General features: G+C 52.7%; 16 protein-coding genes. 5 read left to right on the forward strand and 11 right to left on the reverse strand.

Annotated features, from left to right (window positions below; genetic code table 11):
- Positions 1-439 precede the first annotated feature (439 nt).
- From HA399_RS10745 to HA399_RS10780, 8 genes are all read right to left on the reverse strand, one after another.
- Positions 440-1,678 (reverse strand): lipopolysaccharide biosynthesis protein, encoded by a 1,239-nt coding sequence (locus tag HA399_RS10745; protein WP_404324955.1) that lies wholly within the window; start codon positions 1,676-1,678, stop codon positions 440-442.
- Positions 1,666-2,307: a hypothetical protein gene (locus HA399_RS10750; RefSeq protein WP_404324956.1), complete on the reverse strand. Its 642-nt coding sequence runs from the start codon at positions 2,305-2,307 to the stop codon at positions 1,666-1,668. Before HA399_RS10750 ends, HA399_RS10745 begins: the two co-directional genes overlap by 13 nt.
- A gap of 28 nt (positions 2,308-2,335) precedes the next feature.
- Complete coding sequence (locus HA399_RS10755; protein WP_404324957.1) at positions 2,336-3,070, reverse strand: hypothetical protein; 735 nt, start codon at positions 3,068-3,070, stop codon at positions 2,336-2,338.
- 19 nt (positions 3,071-3,089) lie between these two features.
- Positions 3,090-4,253 (reverse strand): glycosyltransferase family 4 protein, encoded by a 1,164-nt coding sequence (locus tag HA399_RS10760; RefSeq protein ID WP_404324958.1) that lies wholly within the window; start codon positions 4,251-4,253, stop codon positions 3,090-3,092.
- Entirely contained in the window at positions 4,250-5,353 is a 1,104-nt protein-coding gene (locus HA399_RS10765) for a glycosyltransferase (protein ID WP_404324959.1), read from the reverse strand. Before HA399_RS10765 ends, HA399_RS10760 begins: the two co-directional genes overlap by 4 nt.
- Positions 5,354-5,677: 324 nt before the next feature.
- Positions 5,678-6,973, reverse strand: a complete 1,296-nt coding sequence (locus HA399_RS10770; RefSeq protein ID WP_404324960.1) for an exopolysaccharide biosynthesis polyprenyl glycosylphosphotransferase — start codon at positions 6,971-6,973, stop codon at positions 5,678-5,680.
- A 49-nt stretch (positions 6,974-7,022) separates the two neighbouring features.
- Positions 7,023-9,251, reverse strand: a complete 2,229-nt coding sequence (locus tag HA399_RS10775) for a polysaccharide biosynthesis tyrosine autokinase (protein WP_404324961.1) — start codon at positions 9,249-9,251, stop codon at positions 7,023-7,025.
- Between the two features lie 81 nt (positions 9,252-9,332).
- A complete protein-coding gene (locus tag HA399_RS10780) occupies positions 9,333-10,496 on the reverse strand; it encodes a polysaccharide export protein (RefSeq protein WP_404324962.1) in 1,164 nt (387 codons plus the stop codon).
- 1,891 nt (positions 10,497-12,387) lie between these two features.
- On the opposite strand from HA399_RS10780, the gene HA399_RS10785 reads away from it, so the two are divergent.
- From HA399_RS10785 to HA399_RS10800, 4 genes are all read left to right on the forward strand, one after another.
- Positions 12,388-13,377: a hypothetical protein gene (locus HA399_RS10785; RefSeq protein ID WP_404324963.1), complete on the forward strand. Its 990-nt coding sequence runs from the start codon at positions 12,388-12,390 to the stop codon at positions 13,375-13,377.
- On the forward strand, positions 13,352-14,122 hold the full coding sequence (locus HA399_RS10790; RefSeq protein ID WP_404324964.1) for a hypothetical protein: 771 nt from the start codon (positions 13,352-13,354) through the stop codon (positions 14,120-14,122). Before HA399_RS10785 ends, HA399_RS10790 begins: the two co-directional genes overlap by 26 nt.
- 121 nt (positions 14,123-14,243) lie before the next feature.
- Positions 14,244-15,200, forward strand: coding sequence for a hypothetical protein (locus HA399_RS10795; RefSeq protein ID WP_404324965.1), 957 nt, complete (start codon positions 14,244-14,246; stop codon positions 15,198-15,200).
- 65 nt (positions 15,201-15,265) lie between these two features.
- Entirely contained in the window at positions 15,266-17,494 is a 2,229-nt protein-coding gene (locus HA399_RS10800) for a YjbH domain-containing protein (protein WP_404324966.1), read from the forward strand.
- Positions 17,495-17,680: 186 nt separating this feature from the next.
- Here HA399_RS10800 and HA399_RS10805 read toward each other — a convergent pair whose 3' ends face one another.
- The gene (locus HA399_RS10805) at positions 17,681-19,411 is read right to left on the reverse strand and encodes a thiamine pyrophosphate-dependent enzyme (protein ID WP_404324967.1); all 1,731 of its coding nucleotides are present in this window, start codon (positions 19,409-19,411) and stop codon (positions 17,681-17,683) included.
- 193 nt (positions 19,412-19,604) lie between these two features.
- On the opposite strand from HA399_RS10805, the gene HA399_RS10810 reads away from it, so the two are divergent.
- Positions 19,605-20,747 (forward strand): NAD(P)H-dependent flavin oxidoreductase, encoded by a 1,143-nt coding sequence (locus HA399_RS10810; RefSeq protein WP_404324968.1) that lies wholly within the window; start codon positions 19,605-19,607, stop codon positions 20,745-20,747.
- 9 nt (positions 20,748-20,756) lie between these two features.
- Here the strand turns inward: HA399_RS10810 and HA399_RS10815 are convergent, their stop codons facing one another.
- Positions 20,757-21,416 carry a GntR family transcriptional regulator gene (locus tag HA399_RS10815; protein ID WP_284891999.1) on the reverse strand — a complete coding sequence of 220 codons (660 nt, stop codon included), beginning with the start codon at positions 21,414-21,416 and terminating at the stop codon, positions 20,757-20,759.
- Positions 21,417-21,435: 19 nt separating this feature from the next.
- On the reverse strand, positions 21,436-22,353 hold the full coding sequence (locus HA399_RS10820; RefSeq protein WP_404324969.1) for an aminotransferase class IV: 918 nt from the start codon (positions 22,351-22,353) through the stop codon (positions 21,436-21,438).

Here is a 22,353-nt window from a genome sequence, read left to right on the forward strand (position 1 = left end):
GTAGTAACTACTACGAGTGATGCCAAGAGTGGCGCAAATGCGCTGAAAATAGAATGTCTGACGACCCCGCTTAATGAAGCCTTACTTCACTTCAGGCTTGGGATAAAATACACCGGTTTTTTTGATTTCAAGCTCTTCCGATTTCTCAGCTTCCTACTCTCGGCCAAGGTACTTTGCTTCTGTTGAGACTTGGTGCGCCACTGATAGACCTGGTTGGCTGCAATCAAACTCTTGAGCGACTGCGCTGATACCGATGCTGGCAGCGAGAGCCAGAACCTCATCTTTGTGGGCTTGGGTGTAAGGGTTACGAGTCTTCTTTATCGACACTGATTACCTTGCCATGGGTTACCTAGTTCAGTGTCTTTCCTTAATAGGTTTCCGTTGTCATTAGGCAGTGATAAGATGTCGAGAATTCTTATTACTTTAGTTGAACTGTATATTATTCAGAACTTGATAAGAAATTAGATCTTACTTTCCACCATAACCCCATAGAAACTGCCATGCCATAAACAACCATTACAATGCCTGACATTAGTATGCTTTGAGTTTTCCCGGCAATTATTAACCCTAGAGAAAATAACGACAGTGCAAATAAGTTATAATTCCTTACATAAATTTCTGAATCTTGTAAAATGGCAACTATTTGTACAGGCCCGAAACCTGAAATACAGACTTTAAATAGTATCACCAAAATGAAAATAGCATTTAATAAATATATGTTATTATACTCTGATAATGGGCCAGTTGCTGCTCCACTCAAGTAAATCACTGCTGTATAAATAAATAACGACGCAATTATTGCTATACCAAAAGAAAAGATGGCGGACAATTTAAAATCTCTATAAGCACTTGAATATTTTTTTTCTTTTAGTTTTTTATTAATTCTTGCTCCAAAGTAAGCTCGACTTGCAATTACTCCAAATCCAATAGGAGCAGTAAGTCTTATTGCAATCGCTAAATAGGCTAAAGTCTCTGGTATAACGAAGAAGCCAGTGATGAATATTGGGAGATGGTTACCAATACTACGTGACATAGAAACTTGGAAATGCGCTGAGTTACTTCTAACGCCTTTACTTCCCATCAGGCTTTTTCTGAATGATCTTAAGGCAGGATAAATGAATATTGCAGCAGATAATAATGAAGCAACACAATAAGTCATGAAATAAAAAATGATGTTGTTAACACTAAAACAGAATAAGAAGCCTACTCCTATTAGTAGTAACATTGTCCTTATAATTTGATTTGCTACCTGAGCCTTTAGTGCGAGGTTTGCGCTTCTTAAAACTGCATCCGCAATAGTTGTACATGCTAGAGATATACCAATCGGGATACTCCATAACAATTCTATTTGTGGCAAGTAGGCTATTATAGGTGTTAGTAATGTTGTAACAAGAAGAACAATAGAAGCAGATAAAAAGTACAAACCTAATGTTCTGGTGACTGAAGAGGGCGATTTAAGAGAAGAAATATCAAAAGGAGCGTATATTTTTAATATTGATGTTGGCAGCCCTCTTTGAAAAATAAGGGAGAGAACACCACCTATCGATACTACCCAAGCATATTTACCGAAATTTTCTGTGCCAAGCACACTAGTTAATATTACGACATATACTAAAGACAATAAGGCACCAAAACCTTGTATACTCACCAAAGATAGTAAATTTTTTATTGATCCCATTGACTATTCTCAGCTTTATTAAATAAATGCACAGCATATTCATATTTTGAATGCTTAACGATATCGTCTTTGTGATTTTTCTTACCTATCTCTTTTACTGCATTAGGTAATGAACTTCTCGACTTTTCATTCCTTTTATCGGTCGTGTTTATCTTAATAAAATCCTCACTTACCTCTTTATCAATTCCCAAAACATTAAGAATGTTACTTGATATATGTGCCGAGTTAATGATCAAATTATCAAAAGTTATAATATATAGATTTTTATAATCTTTGTAGACTAAAACTTCCTCAGCGAAATTTATGTAACTTTGAACACATTCATCTACTGATAAACCAGGCTCTCTCACTAAATAAGAAGAGATGCAGTCTAATGGATGCCTAAATAGTACGAATGTTGGTATTTTATAACGCATAGCCATTTTTATTTGCTGAGCCCTATGTACATGATTAGCTATTAATAATTTATTATCCGTAGCAGCTCTAATAATTCTGTGCAAATAAGTATTTGCTGACCGAGGAAATCCTTCAATAACTAGATCTGCTTTTGGGGTAACCCATTGATATCTACCAAGCTGATAATTTCTAATTTTTGCTACAAAATCGAATACTATTTTATATTTTAACATGAATCTATATTTCTCAAGAGAATGATATTTAAAAACCTAACAATTTGTACAGCAATTTATCAAACTTGCTAATCTCTTGCTGACCTCTTTTTTTTGAGTATTCACTGCTAAAATTTGGAGTCCCAAACATTTCACAGCGTATATAATTATCGCCTAATTCTTGGGCATCAATGAAACACTTCATATCAAGGTTCAGATTATCTAAATTCTCTTGTTTTATAACATAATACTCACCGCTATTATTATATCTTTTAAACGCTGTATTAAATTTTATATAATTAAATAACAACCTTGCAAGGCTAATTTTATTTAAACCATACTCGGACTGATACTTATTCATGGACCTAGCCCATGTAGTAAAACCTCGAATAGTGTGTATAACAACTACTTTACATCCCAGGGATCGATAAAAAGCGATACCATTATCATTCTTAGACGTATCGACTAAGCTCTTTGATTTATTTTTTGCCTCTTTAATCAATGAACTATATGGTTCCGTATTGTCTTGTAATAAAACAGCATTCCAAAAAGGATTTACATTAATCTCTTTATTTTTTTCCTCTCTAGCTTCTGCTTGTACCCAACGACCCCTACTATTCTCAAAGTCAGCGTCATGAACCAATTTTAGAGACCTAAAGGTTTGCCAAACCTCACCAGCATTTATAGTATTTAACCTTCTTGCTAGCCAATCACCTACAAAGGTACTTCCTGATCTTGGCTGACCTACAACATAATAAATAGTTATAGATTCTTTATTTTGCATCATTGTATTAATCTTAATTTTAAGTGAATTTTAATGCTTCCAACAATTGAAGCTTAACTGCTGAAGGACTGAACTCTTGCTCAAAGTGTTTTAGTCCTGCTTGAGACATGCGCTTAATTTCTTCTGGGGTTAAGGAAGAGAGCGCATCAGCGAGCAACTTAGGAGACCTATAATCTATCAACAGACCTGTTTCTTCGTGAATGACCATATCCGGGATGCTCCGGAATCGAGTCGACACTACAACACATTCATTCGACATAGCTTCAAGAATTGAGCGCGGCTGAGCCTCTGCAGCATAACTTGTTGGTAGACAGAAAACATGATTTTGCGCATAAAGAGATTGTACATCTGCTCTAGAACTGATACTCCCCCCAACATGTACATCTAGGCCATTATCAGTCAGAAATTCAGCTTGCGACTCAAATGTGATGCGATCCTGTGAACTTAGCCACTTACCGTGAAATGTGAATATGAACTCTTCAGCTAACCCATTTTCAACAAGTATTTTTCCGGCTTCAAGTAAAGTTAAATAGCCTTTATCTTCAATAAAATTAGAAAGGTATAGTACTTTTATTGGCCAAGGTTTTTGAAGCTTGTCTGTACTGTTCGTACTTTTACTAATAATCTCACTATCTATAGTATTTGGTAATATAAATATACAGTCGTCATCGAGACTATTTTTAATTTTATTGTCTGGCAATAATAAACGACTAAGTACGATAATTCTGTCAGCGCATTTATTAACATACTGAGTTATATGATTTAAAATATTCGCTTTTTCTTCGAAATAATTCCCATTACGTATATGATATACAATACGTACTTTACGATAAAATATTCGCACTAATAGGACAGTTATAAGATTTCGTAAGATTCCAAAAGTAGAAGCTGCTGGCAGCATATAAAATATATCAACTTTTGGTTTTTTTAAACCTCGCTTCACTAAATTGAATAAAGCTTCAAAAGAAATAAAAGTAGCGGACAATAATGAACAAAATTTAGCTCGTATGCCTTCCTTGCTCAATTGAGAAAGGCCATTTGTTCTTAATGTTATTGTTTCAATTTTATGTGTGTCTTGCATACTATTAATGACTATCTCAGTACCAATAGCAGCACCCGTGATACCATCTTTAGCAATATTATTTGCTGCAAAAATCAATATTACAGGCTTATTATCCATCATGATGACTCCTTTAATGTGGAGATAATATCATGATCAGATATTAAATCTTCATAAACCGAGTCATATTGCTTTGTCATTCTTTCTACTGAAAAATTTCTTAGTTCTGACTGCATGACTCTAACCTTCTCCTGTATTACAGCTCCTTTTTGAGAGCGAATTTTATTAACCTCTAGTATCAAAGTTGAAGCGTCTCGATGATTAATCATACCTGGAAGCTGTGACCAAGACTCCAATATTTTGATAAGCTCTTTACTCTTACTTACTATTGGATAAAATCCCCAAGCGATAGATTCAAATAGCGTATTAGACATTCCCTCTGAAGCACTAGGTAACACCAAAATATGGGTTGAAGGTTCAAATCTAACACCCCAGTCCTTTAACCTACCATGAAGTATCACCTCTTTTTTAAGATTCAACTCATTAATCAGTTTTGAAATACTACTTCCTTCAGGCCCTTCCCCCACTATGTCCAAGCCAGTAATGCCCGTTTCAGACATTAATTGTGGCATAGCTTTTACTAGCATTTTTACACGCTTTTGCTCAACTAATCTACCAACAAATAGTAACCGATGAGGGATGCTATCAATATCCCTTTTTCTTTCTATCAACTCCATGCCATTAAGGATTGTATGCGTATAATTGTTAATCCCCAACATTCTTCTCAAAGATAGACAAGGTAAAAAATGTGGATAATTTGGTATTACTATATCCGAACCAAGGTGGTTGATATAAGGTAGTCTATCTCGCACCGCCCCCTTGCCATAGTTACGTACTTTTCTTCGATCACTACTAACTATCTTACAATTTTCTTTTTTAGCAGCAAACATTGCAGGAATAGTTAAACGATCAGGCAACCATAGCTGTACAATATCTACTTGATATTTTTTTACTAGCCAACGTACCTTTTTATATATACTAAAAGGGCTAAGGCTAGGCAACAACTCAACTAATGCTGTCGATTCAGATTCATTACCAGCTAGCACTGCTATTATATGTTGATATCGAGAGTCACGGGCTAGCAGTGAAAGCTGCCTCTCAGCACCGCCTTTTTCAATATGTGCTATGACATGTAATACTGTGATTCCTTTTTCTTCATCCATTATCATAGTGCAGAACCTTGTAATATAAAGATGAGTTTTATATAGCTAACTAAGTGCAGGAAAAGATAAAGCGCTTATCTAAAAAATTTAATCACAGAATTTAATTACTAATACAATATTCCCTAAACTCTATCGCATATCATTTAGGCTTAAACAACTACAGCTTTAAATATAAAACTTACGATAATTAAATTTACTCTTATTGCCGTTATTAACATGAGTTATGATATAAAACTTTCACTTTAAGGGTTATCAAAAATAAAATAGCATCACCCACAGTAGGTATTAGACTATATACCTTAAAGCCTTTAACTTGCTTATATATCATCGACTACCATCACCGCTTACTATCACTTTTATAGTGCGAAACAGAATTAATATATCTAGCCATAGAGAAAAGTTTTTAATGTAATAAAAATCATATTCTAATTTTTCTATCATTCCTTCAATTTCTGCAGCATAACCCTGCTCCACCTGAGCCCACCCCGTAATACCCGGACGTACTACATGCCGATAATTAAAGAATGGTACATCTTTTTCATACCATTCTGTTAAGTTTAAGGATTCTGGTCGCGGTCCAATTAAACTCATATCGCCTTTCAAGACATTATACAATTGTGGCAGCTCATCAAGACGGCACTTGCGAATGAAACGACCAACACGTGTGATGCGAGGATCATGGCTTTCTTGAGTAAAGCCAGTACCCTTTACATCAGTATACATGCTACGGAACTTGTAGACCGTAAATGGGCGACAATGGAAACCCATGCGGAGCTGGCAAAATAGTGCTTTGCCGGGACTATCCAAGCGAATAGCGAGGGCTGTGAGCAGCATAATGGGGGTCAACAACGGGATCAGGATCAGGGCAGCGAGGATATCCATACCTCGCTTGATGACTTCGTAGTCTTCACGTGGTGTCAGTGAGCCAAACTCATTGGCGTAGAGGTGATCCAACAGTACCTTACCGGTAATCATTTCATGCGCCTGGGTGGCGTGATAGACCGGGATACGGTGAATCGTACAGTCAGCAAGAAAACGTTGCCATTCTCCCGGGAGATCCGCACGCAAATCTGCGACAACTGCATCGATTCGTTTCATACCGACAAGTGTCGGGGCCTCCAGCTGATACCAATAGACTGACTTGCTGTGATCATCACACAATGCTGGCGCCTTGCCGAAAGGCACTACTGCCATGCGCTTGGTGGTCAACTTGCTATCGACATAATAGAAAGCCCCGCCAAAGATGATCGCCAGAGCAAATGAGATACCGATCTGGAGCCGAGAGACTTCAATTTCTAAAACTCCGCAGATGATGATAAGCAAGGTGTAAGATGCTGCTACTGTCGGGATAACATAGGTAAAAGAGCGTGTTCCCGGTAGCTGGCACAGACGATTGATCAACGTCAAAGATAAAGTAAAGGCGGCCGCAGTGCCCAGAATAGCGTTCCATTGTGCAAGCGTAGAGGTATTCCAGAAATCAAATCCCCATCGATACATGGCAGGCAGTACGACTACCACCAGCACGCCGAAGAACGTCTGCAGGCGTTTGCTGGCCAGCAAGCGCTCGTAATGGCGTGAATAGCGGCGTTGATGCTCCATAGTAGAGCTCACTTTATTCATGGCTAGTACCCTTGCGGTTCAAGACGGCTGTTAGCGAAATCAAGCGAGGTTATTTATAGCTGTAGTTGTAATAGCCATAATTTTCGCCATAGGCACCGGCAGCCTTGCGTTCCATCGCATTGAGTATGCCGCCTTTCACTGCAATGCCAGAGGCTGCCAGGCGCTTGAGTGAGACTTCCACTTCTTTAGGCGCGTTTATCTCAAAACGAGTCACCAGCAGCGTCGTCCCTACGTGCTTGCCGATGACGGCAGCATCCGTGACAGCCAGGATTGGCGGGGAATCAATGATAACTAGATCAAAGCGCTCGCTGACAGCAGCCAGGAATTCCTGGAAACGTGTACTCATCAGCAGCTCGGAGGGGTTAGGGGGCGCAATGCCACGCGCCACATAGGATAATGTCTCAAGCGCGGAAACCGTGCGAATAACATCTTCCAAGGACTTCTTGCCTGCCAGGTAATCACTCAAGCCACACTCGGAGCGTTCATCGAAGATGGAGTGCATATGGCCCTTGCGCATATCGGCATCTACCACCAAGACTCGCTGGCCGGCTTGAGCACAGACAGCGGCCAGGTTGGCAGCAACGAAGCTCTTGCCGATGCCTGGGCTGGGGCCAGTAATCATCAGCGTATTGGAAGAGGATTCCATCATCGCGAAGTGCAGGCTGGTGCGCAGGCCGCGTAGCGCCTCGATAGCTAGGTCAGCCGGATTGCGCGCGGCAAGCAAGCCATTGGGAATCTGACGTGAGTGCTTGTCCGTCGCACGCTTTACCTTGCGACTCAGCTTGCCCTGCTCATCCGAGAGCGGAATGGTGGCATACATTGGCAGACCCAGCGCTTCCAACTGATCTGGCGATTCCACTCCACGCCGAAATGCCGCACGCAACAGGATGAGACCCACTGACAGCATGCCACCCAGCAGTGTAGCGATGACCACGATCATGGCTTTCTTGGGTTTGACTGGCTGCGGCAAGATACCGGCATCGTCCAAGATACGCACATTGCCGACAGTACTTGCCTTGGCAATCTCCATTTCCTGCACTTTGTTCAACAGTTGAACATAGATGGCCTGGGTCACTTCTACACTGCGCGTGAGGCGCAGCACTTCCTGCTGTGTTTCAGGCAGGTTCTTCACCTGGGCATTCAACTTATCCATCTCACGCTTGAGCTGCTCCTTCTTCTCGAGCAGTGCTTTGTAAGTCGGGTGGCTAGGCGTATAACGCTTGGCGATCTCTGCTTCGGTCAGTTCCAGCTGATTGACCTGAGCTTCCAGATTCACGATGCGCTCCAACACCGACTGGGTTTCCAGCGAGAGATCCACACTGTCACGCGAGGTTCTGAATTCATTCAAGCGCGATTCCGCTGCATCCAGCTGGGCCCGCACCTTGGGTACCTGGTTATCGAGAAACTCAAGACTATTGCGCGCTTCTTCGCTCTGGCGCTGTACATTCTGCGAATAATAGATATCCGCGATGGTATTCAGGATACGCTGCAGCTTACGCGGATTCTCACCTGTCATCGACCAGGAAAGAATGCCGGTTTCCTTGCCCTGCTCTGCAACGGAGAAGGAGTTACGCAGATCTTCAATCGCCTGCATACGGCTGATATGGGTCAGCTCGAATTCCGCACCTTGCGCAGCACTCAGTGAGGTCACACGTAGATTGAGCTGACCATCGGCGAAGGTGTCCAGTTGGTTGACGCTCCCCTTACCCAGCGACTCCCCCTCAAGAAAGAGCTCGTAATTTGTTTCATCCAGTACGCGCAGAGTGATGGTGCTGCCAAGCATGGCATCATCGACTGGCATTTCACTGACATCAATGCTCTCCCCTGCCCAGGTACTTGCCCAACCTTGCGCAAAATCAGGCCGTTCTACTCCTCGCCGCACGAGGAAATCACCCAACAGAGGCAGGCGCTTCGGGGAGATAGTGATATCCAGGTTGAGCAGATCGACCGCGCGGCCCAGCACCATTCGAGAGCGAATGATCTCGATCTCGGATTGGGAAGGCGGCTCCTTGCCCAATATCGAGTTGACATCTGCCAGCGGGTTGGTCGAAGGCGCATCATCAATCTGTATCAGGGCATCGACCTTGTAGATAGGCGTCGCCAACAGTGCATAGATCACCCCGATGACGGCAAACAGACCAGTAATCGCGATGATCCATTGCTTGTGATCAACCAAGATGCCAAACAAGCGCCCCAGATCAATCGCATCGTCATCGTTGTCGCGAGTGGCTGCCGTTGGCATCGCCCCAGTGGCCGTATGTTGCGGGGTCTGATTCATGAAACACCCTTCGAGTGCTGCGGCTCTCGTGAGAACCAGTGGTAGATGGTAATGAAGAGGGAAATGAGATGCTGGCGCGAATCAATCATCACTGCGCAGATCATCGAAATCACTGGCGGAACGCGTTACCTGATAGACGGCGGTCAGGGTCGGCATCAACTGATTGACGACACGGTTCCAACGACTGAGCGGCGCGGCAGTGACGTAGACCACATCGGAAGGCTGCAGCATGAATTCGGCACCGATCACGAAGGCTGCCGAATCGCGGGCATCCAGCTGATAGACGGTCGCCAGCTTGCCTGTGTTGGTATCGGCACGCCGAACGACGAAGATGCCCTTGGCATCGGCCTGGCCTTCATCGATACCTCCTGACTGGGCAATGGCATCTGTCAGCGAAATACGCGAATTGCCCATTGCCAGGCTGCCCGGCAGTTGCACTTCACCCATCACATACACTTTCTGATTGCCCACATCCGGGATGTGCAGTACATCACCGTCGCGCAGCAGGCGGTTGTTACTCAGTGCACCATTCTGCAGCAAGTCATACAGCGAGAAGTGTTCATCACTGTCATCACGTGTCAGCACCACGACGTGCCAGTTGGCCAGTGGCGACAGGCCGCCTGCCTGATTGACGGCATCGAGGATGGTCAGCGGCACATTGGTGATCGGCAGGATTCCCGGCGTTTGCACCTGGCCGGTGACGTATACCTTCTGGGATTTGAATGCCGCCACCTGCACATCGATCTGCGGTGAAGCGATATAACCCGACAGACGGCGCTCGATGACGGCGCGCAGTTCCTTGACCGTCAGTCCCGCTGCTTTGACGCGCCCGATGTAGGGATAAAAGATGGTGCCGTCGCTGTGCACGCTGTTGCCGGATTCGATGGCACTGCGTTCAGAGCCGGCCGGGATGGTCAGTTCGGGGTGATCGTAGACGATGATGTTGAGCACATCACCGCGACCGATGCGGTAATCGTAATCGGCCAACTGCTGCTCAAGCAGCTGATTGTCACGCTGGCCCTGGCCACGACTGTCATTCAGGGCATCTACCATGCCGAAGGTGATCGGCTTGACCTCAAGCGCATCATCCAGCGGGGCCGTTTCTGTCTGATAGTCCATATCGCCACCGGGGGCGAAAGCACAGCCCGTGGTAGACAACATGGCAATCAACAGCGCGGTGGTCATTGCCAGGCGGGGGCGCGGCGACAGCGCACAGCCCTTGCCAAACATGGTGACCTTGATCATGTAAAACCCCCGAAAACTGCAAGATGGAATGGGCAGCCTCATGCTGCCCTGGAAGAGAAGGCGTCGTGGTCAGGCCGCGACGTAGTCAATCGAAAGTCGTCAACCGAAAATAGGCTCAGCAGCCCAGACCCGACATGCCAGTCAGGGTGAAGAGTCAGGGTGAAGAGTCAGGGTGAAGAGACAAAATGTAGAAAAGGATGCGCAGGGTGAATCTCGAGGACAGCCAGAGAGCTGTCTGATGTTGGCCTGCATTGCGCAAGGCCTGCGATGTGTCTTCCCGACTCAATCGGCTTCGTGAGCGTGAGCTGGTTTTAGGCACGCTACCGCCCCAGGGTGGTTGACGGCGCATCCCTGAGGCCCTGACATGAAGATCTTGATGTCTTCCAGCTTGTGTCGTGCCTGGCCACCTGTTTCCCAGCCAGCATCAATCCTTCACTGACGCAAGAAAGCCTTGCTACGAGTGGCGCCTCGAATTCAAGACAAGATCATTCCCCTTGAGGAAAATCCGGCGCACTGAACTCGTGGACAGATATCGAGCACAAAATTCAATTAGCTAATACTTAACAACCAGAAAGGTAATCCCGAAATTCAAGACGCAACAAACCCTAGCAGAGCAATCGTCTTGTAGATCGCCAGTGCTATCAGATGAGGACTTGTTTTTGTTCAAATGAGTACAGGATTCAGGTTTCGAACTAATAAGACTTGTACAACCCTATCGGCTCGCACTGGCTGGATGGTACCAGTCACTACAAATCCAATGGCTGACACGCCATGACAGCCTGTTACCGACACTGCTGAGGAGAGAATCTATCGGGCGTTGGTAGAGACACCAGCACCGCAAGCGCAAGATCCTTCCTGCGTATCGTCAACACGGCATGACGTTCCACCGGTGACCCATCCTTCCCGTGTCGCAAAAAAGAAACACAGCCTTTTCAATAAGGGACGCATGATACTGCATTCTGGGACTCTCGTTCCACCCTTTATTCATATTCCCCTGCCGCCCACCAAGGCATGAAAGCGAGACGATAACACCTAAATGACTGATATTTTTAGTATTATGTGGACCACTGGGCACCAGGAGCCGCATTGCAGGGCATTAGATCATGAATCACTGCGTATCCAAAAGGAGACGCCCAGCTCGACCACAGCTGATCGCGATACGAATCAGCATCAATCAGAAACAAAAATTTACACAAAGTACCAATTAACCAATAACAGAATGACTAGCCTTACCATCAAAGCATCATCAATCAGTATTAAAATGGGCTTACCGATAAAGATAACGAGTTTCACGACCCAGAATTCAAGCCCGTATGCTCTCTTCCGAGATTGGCCAATTTTTACCAACTCGCATTTCTTGCGATTATTGTCGAGAGCCCGAGGCCATTCTTGTCAAGCATGATGCCGCGATCATCATATTCGATGGTTGTTTACGGTTAGATGTCAGTCGACCAACAACCTGAACTCTGTTAATTTCCACAACATTCGCGTATTGAAATCTGTCTCACGAGGCGATAGAACGTTGTGCACGACAAGTCTCCAATACCTTCTATTGTTTCTCATATAGAATCAATCGCCCAGCAAGTCATATCAGCGCCTGTGCCAACACAGAGAGCGTGAGAATTTCCTACACGGGAAGACAAGGGAACGCACATGAAACGCACTGCTACAACATTGGTCATCGCGGGACTGGCCTTATCCCCATTGGTTGCCGGGATAGCCCGTGCCGAAAGTGAAGCACCGGCTCAGACAGGTTCGGCACCTTCCAGCACTGGATCTACCAGCACAGGAAGTAGCAGTACTGGCGGTGCGGCAGCAGGCGCTGGTGCCGCTGGTGGCATGGCCGCTGGCACCATTGCAGCTGTCGCCGCTGGCCTGGCGGCGGCGGTCGGTGTCGCTGCTACCGTCGCCTCCGGTGGTGACGGCAGCAGTGGCGGTAGCACTGGCGGCGACGCCGGCACTGATCCGGGTGACGGTGGCGATGGCGGTACTGATCCGGGTGATGGCGGCGACGGCGGTACTGATCCGGGCGATGGTGGCGACGGCGGTACTGATCCGGGTGACGGCGGCGATGGTGGTACTGATCCGGGTGACGGTGGCGACGGCGGCACTGATCCGGGTGACGGTGGCGACGGCGGCACTGATCCGGGTGACGGTGGTGACGGCGGCACTGATCCGGGTGACGGTGGCGATGGCGGCACTGATCCGGGTGACGGCGGCGATGGCGGCACTGATCCGGGTGATGGCGGCGACGGTGGTACTGATCCGGGTGATGGTGGCGACGGTGGCACTGATCCGGGTGACGGTGGTGACGGCGGCACTGATCCGGGTGACGGTGGCGATGGCGGCACTGATCCGGGTGACGGCGGCGATGGCGGCACTGATCCGGGTGACGGTGGCGATGGCGGTACTGATCCGGGTGACGGTGGCGACGGCGGCACTGATCCGGGTGACGGTGGCGACGGCGGTACCGATCCGGGTGACGGTGGCGACGGCGGCACTGATCCGGGCGATGGCACGGACCCGGGTGACGGCGACGGCACGACTGGGACTACCGGAACGACTGGCACCACCGGCACGACTGGCACCACAGGCTCTACCGGCACCACCGACCCTGATGACGGCAGTGATCCGGATGAAGGCGGCGAGCCGGGTGATGGCGACGGTACAACGGGCACGACAGGCACCACCGGTACCACCGGCACAACGGGTACGACCGGGACGACTGGCACCACAGGGTCTACTGGTACGACTGGCACCACCGGCACCACAGGTACCTTCTGATCACCATGAAGCCGACATCCATCATGATGGGGGGCCGCCTGGCGGCCCCTTTGCTTGTGTCCGGCGCATTGATGCTTGGGGGCTGCTCCGCACTTGAGCAGGGGCAGCTGGGGCAGACAGCCAGCGCAATACTCGGCAGCGACCAATTCGATGCCGAGCGTGCGCGCGCCCTGCCCTATGCCACGCTGCGTTTCAGCTATGACGGCAACACCGGGATGGTGGTGCTGGCGTCTCTGGAGACAGCGACCCGCAAAGACATGGACGCAACGGACGCGACCTATCAGCAAGAACACACAGGGCTGATACCTCTGGCAGCCCTGCCCTCTTCCGCCACGCCTGTTGAGTCGAAGGCAAGACAGCCTTCGAGCACGACAGAGCTGGCACGTTTCGAAACCGCGGATCATGCCTTCGTGCGTCTGGAGAACGGCTGGCTGAGCGGTACCGCCGGCTTCGATACTGACCTGCTGGACATGCGACGCGATGTATCGCTGACCACGCTGATGTCTGCGCTGGACAGGGGCGATTCCACGCCCAGCTACGTGATTCACTCACGCTGGCAGCGCGCCGATGGCATAGAGGGCTATGCGCAGGGCCAGACAAGCTGGCAATGCTCGGCTCCCGCCGTCCAGGCCTTACCGTTGGGCGATCAGACAGTGGCCCAGTGTGAGGAAAACATCCTCTGGCAAGATGGCTCGCGTAGCGTCAATCGCTATGCGGTTGCTACTGTGAATGATCCCTCCGCGACTGATGCCAATGCGGCACCAAGAATCTGGGCGGCGGATGTTCAACCCTGGCCGGATTCTCATTATTGGAGCTGGGAGGTCGCGCGTGGCTGGTGGTAAATGCCAAGAAATTTTCTTTCAGCGCCATGATCATGCCGCCCCGGTTGCACGGGTCGGCAGTGTGTCTTCTGTCCATCGAGGTGCCGTGTCTCTTGCCCGTCGAGGTGTCGTGAAAAGCTATATGCATGAACGTCTGAAGGCCGCCCTTGGCGTAGCGATGCTCACGTCTGCTTGCGGTGCACTCCTGCTGCCTGGCGCAGCGCTGGCCAGCGAGACTCCGGCAGCATCGTCAGCCCCATCCCAAAACCGGGATGCCAGCGCCCAGACACTGACCATCAGTGAGGCGCTATCGCGCCAGCTCGGCGTGCTGACGAATGCCAATGGTATCGAGTGGCCGCATGCGTTCGTGGCCACCCAACAGACACGCGACAGGGCTCGTCAGCTGGGGCGTCGCCTGTTCTTCGAGCTGCGTCAACTGAGCTCGCAGGCCGTCTTTGATGATCGGCTGTCGGCTGAAGGCCTCAAGCACTGGATGCGCATCATCGGCCGCACGCCGGTCGAGGGGCGTCAGGTCGGGCGGATCGACCCCATCGCCCTGTGGCGTTTTCCGCGCCTGGACATCCCGCTCACGACGGGTGACTGGATAGGCCAATGCCAGGCCGAGACGCGCATTCAGCTCTGGAGTGCCGTTGGCGTGCGCCAGCTGGACTGGCGCCCCGGCCTGACGCTGCACAACGCCATCGCTGGCCTGCCGGGCGCGCAGGCGGACTCGGAACACGCCAGTGTCATCACGCTGGGCGGCAGAATCATCGTCCGCGGCATCAGCGCCAGGAATGACCAGCCCTATACGCTGGCGCCGGGCGACCGTGTCGTGGTCAACATGCCGCGTATCTCGGCGGCCGCCGCCTGGGTCAATCGCAGCCTGCCCGAGTGGTTGAGTCTGCAATGGCCGGGCAAGGAGTGCCGCAGCGTGGACGCCATCTCGGGAGAGCCACAGCAGCGCGACTACCTGCAGGTAGCGCGGCAATACGCTGACAGTGATGACCGTGATAACCGTAATGACAGTGATCACCGTCATGACAGCGATGACCTTGATGACACGGACAGTGGCTCGCTCCCTCAGGGCAACACTCCATGAGCGACGTGACAATGACACAGCAGGACGCCTCGTGCTCAGGCAGGCAAAGGATGGCAGCAGACAGCATGGATCATTCGCACTTCTCTTCCATGGCGCCGGCGCGTGCCCGGCTCACTCCCTTGACGCGCGCCATCCGGCAGCTGGCCATGCTCAGTGCGGGCGTGCTGCTGGCCCCGATGAGCTATGCCGGCCTGCTGGATGGTCCGCAGCCGATCGAGACGCGTCTCAGTGGCCTCGGGCATGGGCAATCGGATTTCGGTGGCGTCGGCCTGATGCAGACCCCGACCGCGCGCATGCAGAAACCGGGCAGCATTCACTTCTCCTATAGCCAGGTCGAGCCTTACCGGCGCTATAACGTCAGCCTGCAGCCGCTCGATTGGCTGGAGGTCGGCTTCCGCTACACGGAAGTCACCAACCGCCTGTACGGCGAAGCCATCGCCGGCGACCGCGATTACCTGGATAAGGGTGTCGACGCCAAGTTCCGCCTGTGGGAAGAGAGCCGTTATCTGCCGGAAGTCGCGGTCGGCCTGCGCGACATGGGCGGTACCAGCCTGTTCGGCAGTGAGTACCTGGTCGCCAGCAAGCGCTGGTATGACCTCGACTTCACGTTGGGCCTTGGCTGGGGCTATCTCGGTTCACGCGGTGATATCAGCAATCCGCTCGGCTGGGTGCGTGACAGCTACAACGACCGCCCCGGGCGTGGCGAGACTGGCGGTGATCAGGGCGGTGAGTTCTCCCTCAACAGCCTGTTCAAGGGTGATGTCGGCATCTTCGGCGGCGTGGAATGGCAGACACCGTGGGACCCGCTGGTATTGATGGCAGAGCTTGACGGCAATGACTATCAGAGCGAGCCGCAGGACAACGATCAAGAGCAGGATAGCCCGATCAACCTGGGCGCCCGCCTGAGCGTGACCGACAACCTGACCGTCAAGGCCGGCTGGGAGCGTGGTAATACCGCGATGTTCGGCGTCAATTTCGGGGTAGATCTCGCCGGGCTCTCGCAGGCCAAGCTGGATAGCCCGCCGGAGCGTCTGAATGCCGAGGCCCCCACGCGCAACCAGGTCAGCTGGCCAGAGCTCTCCCGCGAGATTCAGGCGCAATCGGGCATTCGCGTTGATAGCCTCTCGCGTGAGGGAACCGCCTTGATCGTCAGTGGCGAGAGCACGCGTTTCCGCTCCACCGCTCAGGCCGAAGGGCGTGCCAACCGCGTGCTGCACAACCGGCTGGATGACTATTTCGAGAGCTTCCATTACCGCCTGCGTTCTGGCGGCCTGGACACGCGCGAAGATGTCCACTCGCGCGCCGATGTCGTCAGCGCCGGACACGATGCGCGCCAGCAGCTGCGCTATACCCACAGCGTCTATGCATTGGCGGCCACCGAGCCGTCCGATGAGCATGGCGAAGGCGCGGCCCGCTACACCGGGGAAAAGGTGCTGCTCGAGAATCCTGATGATCGCTGGAGCGTCGGCTTCTCGCCCGGCCTCAACCAGAACATCGGCGGCCCGGATGGCTATCTGTATCAGGCCTATCTGCGCGGCTCCGCTGCCTGGCGTACCGATCGCCATGGCTGGCTCTCGGGTTCGGCACAGCTGACCCTGTTCGACAACTTCGACAAGTTCGATTACATCTCGGACTCCAAGCTGCCCAGGGTTCGCTCCTATATCGGTCGCTATATCGAAGAGACCGACGTCGGTATCGACAACCTGCAGTACACCCGTACCCACCAGTTCGGGCGTGATTGGTACGGCATGGCCTACGGCGGCATTCTGGAGATGATGTATGCCGGTGTGGGCGCGGAGGTGCTCTATCGCCCGCTGGGCTCGCCACTGGCCTACGGGGTCGATGTGAACTGGGTCAAGCAGCGCGAGTTCGATCAACAGTTCGGCCTGCGCGATTACTCGACCACCACAGGCCATGCCAGCATCTACTGGGATACCGGCTATGAAGACGTGTTGGCCAAGGCCAGCTTCGGCCGCTACCTGGCAGAAGATGTCGGCATGACGCTGGATCTCTCACGCGGCTTCGCCAATGGCGCACGCATGGGCGCCTGGGCCACCTTCACCGATGCCGGCGACGACTTCGGCGAGGGTAGCTTCGACAAGGGCCTCTACATCGTGCTGCCACTGGATGCGTTCTTCATGCATTCCAGCCGTGACACTGTCGGCCTGGCCTGGAATCCGCTGACCCGTGATGGTGGCGCACGTCTCAGCCGCAAGTTCAGCCTGTATGACATGACCAGCTATCGCGACATGGATGACTACTGGCGCGGCTTCGCTTCCCAGGTCTGGAAGTGAGCGACGCCATGAGCTGTTCTTTGCCGCGAAGCGGTCTACGTAATGAACTGAGCTACGTAATGAACCGACCTGAGTCATAGGGCAATAGCCGCACCCACAAGAAGGCCCCGATCCACAGGATCGGGGCCTTCTTTCGCATCAGCTGCGCACAGATAACTGAGCAGTTTACCGGCTCATGTCATTTGCTCAGCGCTTGGTGAAGTTGTTGCGCACCAGGTCGACCACATCATCCATGCGACCATTGAGCACCGCCTTGGCGGAGTAAAGCGCGGTGGAGGCGACCTGCCCGGCCTCCACATGCGGTGGCATCACCAGCTCCATGCGGTTGACCTTGACCTCGAGCACCCCGGGGCCGTCCTGGGCCAGCAGGCTCTGCACCGCCTCATCCAGCTCGTGCTTCTCCTCGACGCGACGCCCCCACAGCCCCATCGACTGTGCCAGCAGCGAGAAGTCGGGATTCTCGAGCTCGGTGTAGGTATCCAGGATGCCCTCGACCTTCTGCTCGAGCTCGACGAAGCCCAGCGTGCTGTTGTTGAAGATGACGATCTTGAGCGGGATCTTCTCCTGCTTGAGGGTCAGCAGGTCCCCCATCAGCATGGCAAGACCGCCATCGCCGCACATGGCGATCACCTGACGCTGCGGGTAGGCCTTCTGGATGCCGATGGCCTGAGGATAGGCATTGGCCATGGTGCCATGCATCAGGCTCGGCAGAGTGCGGCGCTTGCCGTTGGCCCGAATGTGGCGCAGGCACCACACCATCGGGCTGCCGCCATCGGCGGTGAAGACGGCGTCTTCGCTGGCATGGCGATCCAGCGCCAGTGTCAGCTCCTGCGGGTGGATGAGACGCTCGTCATCGGAGGTGACGGCGGCATCGTCACGCGCCTCGAGATACTTCTTGCGGCAGCTGTCGAGCCAGGCGCTGTCATCACGCGGGTCGACACGGGTCAGTAGCGCCGCGCAGGTGTCCTTGACGCTACCGACGACCCCGAGGTCCACCGGGTGGCGAATACCGATCTTGCCGGGGTCCAGATCGACCTGAATCACCGTCGCCTTGTCCGGATAGAACTGGGTCCAGGCGAAGCTGCAACCGAGCAGCAGCAAGGTGTCACACTCCGCGACGGCCTCGTAGCCGCCCTGCAGCCCGAATACGCCGGTCATGCCGACTTCGAGCTCATTCTCGGGCTCGATGAAGTCCTTGGCGCGCGACGTCCAGGCGATTGGCGCCTTGAGCCGCCGTGCCAGCGCCAGCACTTCCTCCTGCGCGTGCTGACAGCCGATACCGGCATAGATCGAGACCTTGCCCGGCGCATTCAGTGCCTCGGCGACGGCGGCCAGCTCCTGCTCGCCGGGGCGAATCACCGGGGCGAAGCGATGGGCACGCCACGGCAGCGAGCCCTTGGGCTTCTGAGTAAACAGATCCCCCGGCACGATCAGCACCGCGACCCCGCCTTCCGCCAGTGCCTTCTGCGCCGCAATGGCGACCATGCGGCGGGCATTCTCGGGATTGGTCAGGTACTCGCAGAACACGCTGTACTGGGAATAGAGCGCCTTCTGATCCACATCCTGCGGGAAGCCGACGCCCATCTCGGCGGTATCGATCTGCGAGGCAATGAACACCACCGGCGCGCCATTGCGGTGTGATTCGATCAGACCATTCAGAAAGTGCGTGCTGCCCGGCCCACAGGTACCGGCACAGCAGGAAAGCTCGCCACTGATGAAAGACTCGCCCCCTGCCGCGAAACCGGCCACCTCCTCATGCCGCACATGTACCCACTCCATCTCGGAGCGCCGAATGGCGTCGGTGAAGTGGTTGATGGTGTCACCCACGATGCCGTAGCAACGCTTGGCGCCGGCCTCAAGCAGTGAATCGACGATGATCTCGGAGACGGACGCTGACGAAGATGTGGTTAGTGCCATGGAGGTGCTTTCCTTTTCCGGTGAACTTTCGGGTCAGGATGAGCAATGCATTCACTCATTCGAATAAACAGTGAACAAGACCTTGGGTCCAAGCCGCGGAAAACAATGGACAGCCCCGAAACTCACGCTGGCACACGGCGTTGCGTCAAGCGTACGATGAGGCCATACATCCTGGAGGCTTGAGGAGAACACCATGCAGCAAGCAGCGGGAAGCAGTGGCTCAATCAGCCTCAACCCCGACAGCAAACGCACGTCCATGGGCGAGCTGCTGGGTGTCGAGCTGCCGATCATCCAGGCTCCGATGGCCGGGGTCTCGACACCGCAGTTGGCAGCCGCTGTCAGCAATGCCGGTGGACTGGGCTCGCTGGGAGCAGGAGCCACCGATGCAGCAGGCGCACGCCGCATGATCCACGAGTTGCAGTCACTGACCGACAAGCCCTTCAACATCAATTTCTTCGTGCATCAGGCCCCCGTTCATGACACAGAACGTCAAGCGGCATGGCTCAAATGGCTGGCCCCTCACTTCCAAGCCTTCGACACAGAGCCTCCTGCCCAGCTCGATGCGCTCTATACCAGCTTTGCCGATGATCCTGACATGTTGGCGATGTTGCTCGAGACTCGTCCGCCGATTGTCAGTTTCCACTTCGGACTCCCCTCTTCGCAGGCCATTGCTGCCTTGAAGACAGCGGGAATCTCGCTCTTCGCGACGGCGACCTGTCTTGAGGAAGCCATCGCCATTGAACGAGCTGGTCTGGACGCCATCGTGGCGCAAGGGTTTGAAGCCGGGGGACATCGCGGCATGTTCGATCCACAAGCCGCGGATGCCGAGCTGAGTACTGCCGCACTGACACGGCTGCTGGTACATGAGACGCACCTGCCGATCATCGCCGCGGGCGGCATCATGGATGGTGCGGGCATTGCCGCTGCTCTCGCATGTGGCGCCGTGGCGGCACAGCTCGGCACTGCCTTCATCGCCTGCCCGGAATCCAGCGCCGATGACGCCTATCGAGACACACTCACCGGGCCCGCAGCGCATCACACGCGAATGACCTCGATCGTCTCGGGCCGTCCCGCGCGCATTCTCGCCAACCGATTCGCCAGCCTGATGGAGGAGCAATCACGCCCCACGCCACCGGACTACCCTCTGAGCTACGCAGCAGGCAAGGCGCTCAACGCCGCAGCCAGATCAAAAGGGGAAACCGGTTTCGGGGCGCAGTGGGCGGGACAAGGGGCCCCGCTGGCCAGGGCGATGCCAGCAGGCCAACTTACACAAACGCTGGGAGAGGAATATCACAGGGCATGCCAGGCGATGACATGTCCGGCGATACGCTGTTGAGTCACCCGTTCACTCGACCAGCTCCAGCACCTTGCTCATGCCCTGGTGCATATGCTCATCGATATGCGCGAGCATGTCCGGCAGCGAGTCACCGGTGGCAAGCGCCACATAGCGGTCATGGGCTTCACGCGATGGGCCGGGCCGCTGATGGGCCCGCTGGTGAAGCACGAAATAACACTGCAGATGCGGACGTATGCGCTCCCAGTCCGCCAGCAGGAATTCATTGCCCGAGACCTCGTGGCACCATCCATGCAGATGCAGTTCGGCGATGATGGCGCCTTCGCTGTCACGCCGCCCGATGGCGTCGCTCAAGGCGTGCTGACGCCGAATCAGCTCGTCAGTCATCTGCGCGGTCTTGATCGGCCAGAGAATATTGAAGGCCATTCTCTCCAGCCCAGCGCGATAGGCGTACAACTGGGCGAGATGGGCATGATCGAAATGACGGACTCGCACGCCCTTGTAGGGCTCACTGACCAGCAACCCCGTACTCAGCAGATGGCGCAAGGCCTCTCGTACCGGCACCCGGCTGACGCCGAGTGCCTTGGAGAGATAGGCTTCAGTGAGCTTCATGCCCGGGACAAGAGTGCCCGACGCGATGAGGTCCTGGATCTGCTCAGCCACGCCCGACCACAGGGTGTCAGGGCGATGCAGCTTGCTGAAATCATTCATGCCTTGCGAGTCCCTCTGGTCACTTCGTCTCCTCAAGATAGGCTTCATAGAAGGCATTCAACTGCCGATATGCCGGCCCCATTTCCCCTGTTCCGATCGTGCGACCATCAATGCACACGACGGGGGTCAGACCGCCCAGGGTACCGGTCACGAAGGCCTCTTCGGCACTATACACTTCAGCCAAAGTGAAGTCCTTTTCCCGCACTACCAGGCCGTTGCTGGCCGCCAGGTCAATCACTGCCTTGCGGGTCAGGCCATTGAAGTTGCAAAGGCCGGTGGAGGTCCAGACTTCACCCTTGCGCACGATGAAGAAGTTGGTGGAGTTGCAGCTGGCCACGAAGCCACGGCTATCCAGCATCAAGGCTTCATCCGCCCCGGCGTGCAATGCCTGAATCAATGCCTGGATGAAGTTGAGACGACTGTGGGAATTCAGGCGCAGGTCGAAGACATCCGGTGTGCTGCAGCGGAAGGTCGAGGTGAACAGCTTGATACCCTTCTGCTTGCGGGCCTCGTCGATCTTCTTGTATTCCGCGACGACGACGACCGTCGGGCCCTCGAGCACGAAGCGCGGGTCCTGGTTGGGCGTGCTCTTCAAGCCACGCGACACCATCAGACGGATATGAACACCATCGTGCATGTCATTGACGCGCAGCGTCTCGCGGATGATGCCGATCATGTCGACGCGGCTCATGCCAAGGTCCAGATCGATCGAATTGGCGCCCTCGAACAGACGATCCATATGCGCATCAATCGCCAGCAGCTTGCCATTGATGAGACGCATCCCTTCCCAGATGCCATCCCCGAGCACGAAGCCACTGTCAAAGATGGAAACCGTCGCTTCGTTGCGCTTCTTGAACTCGCCATTGACGTAGATGAGGACGTCGTCGTTGCGCGGATCGGAGGCATACGCCTGAGAACTGATAGTGGACATGGCCAT

Source organism: Cobetia sp. UIB-001, assembly GCF_044789135.1.
In the GTDB taxonomy this organism is placed as follows: Bacteria; Pseudomonadota; Gammaproteobacteria; order Pseudomonadales; family Halomonadaceae; genus Cobetia; species Cobetia amphilecti.

Excerpts from the sequence above, each read along its gene's own strand:
- HA399_RS10755 (WP_404324957.1), bottom strand. The coding sequence starts at position 3,070 with ATGCAAAATAAAGAATCTATAACTATTTATTATGTTGTAGGTCAGCCA.
- HA399_RS10745 (WP_404324955.1), bottom strand. The coding sequence starts at position 1,678 with ATGGGATCAATAAAAAATTTACTATCTTTGGTGAGTATACAAGGTTTT.
- HA399_RS10810 (WP_404324968.1), top strand. The coding sequence starts at position 19,605 with ATGCAGCAAGCAGCGGGAAGCAGTGGCTCAATCAGCCTCAACCCCGAC.
- HA399_RS10790 (WP_404324964.1), top strand. The coding sequence starts at position 13,352 with ATGCTTGGGGGCTGCTCCGCACTTGAGCAGGGGCAGCTGGGGCAGACA.
- HA399_RS10800 (WP_404324966.1), top strand. The coding sequence starts at position 15,266 with ATGGATCATTCGCACTTCTCTTCCATGGCGCCGGCGCGTGCCCGGCTC.
- HA399_RS10815 (WP_284891999.1), bottom strand. The coding sequence starts at position 21,416 with ATGAATGATTTCAGCAAGCTGCATCGCCCTGACACCCTGTGGTCGGGC.
- HA399_RS10770 (WP_404324960.1), bottom strand. The coding sequence starts at position 6,973 with ATGAATAAAGTGAGCTCTACTATGGAGCATCAACGCCGCTATTCACGC.
- HA399_RS10795 (WP_404324965.1), top strand. The coding sequence starts at position 14,244 with ATGCATGAACGTCTGAAGGCCGCCCTTGGCGTAGCGATGCTCACGTCT.
- HA399_RS10750 (WP_404324956.1), bottom strand. The coding sequence starts at position 2,307 with ATGTTAAAATATAAAATAGTATTCGATTTTGTAGCAAAAATTAGAAAT.
- HA399_RS10775 (WP_404324961.1), bottom strand. The coding sequence starts at position 9,251 with ATGAATCAGACCCCGCAACATACGGCCACTGGGGCGATGCCAACGGCA.
- HA399_RS10805 (WP_404324967.1), bottom strand. The coding sequence starts at position 19,411 with ATGGCACTAACCACATCTTCGTCAGCGTCCGTCTCCGAGATCATCGTC.
- HA399_RS10780 (WP_404324962.1), bottom strand. The coding sequence starts at position 10,496 with ATGATCAAGGTCACCATGTTTGGCAAGGGCTGTGCGCTGTCGCCGCGC.
- HA399_RS10760 (WP_404324958.1), bottom strand. The coding sequence starts at position 4,253 with ATGATGGATAATAAGCCTGTAATATTGATTTTTGCAGCAAATAATATT.
- HA399_RS10820 (WP_404324969.1), bottom strand. The coding sequence starts at position 22,353 with ATGGCCATGTCCACTATCAGTTCTCAGGCGTATGCCTCCGATCCGCGC.
- HA399_RS10765 (WP_404324959.1), bottom strand. The coding sequence starts at position 5,353 with ATGGATGAAGAAAAAGGAATCACAGTATTACATGTCATAGCACATATT.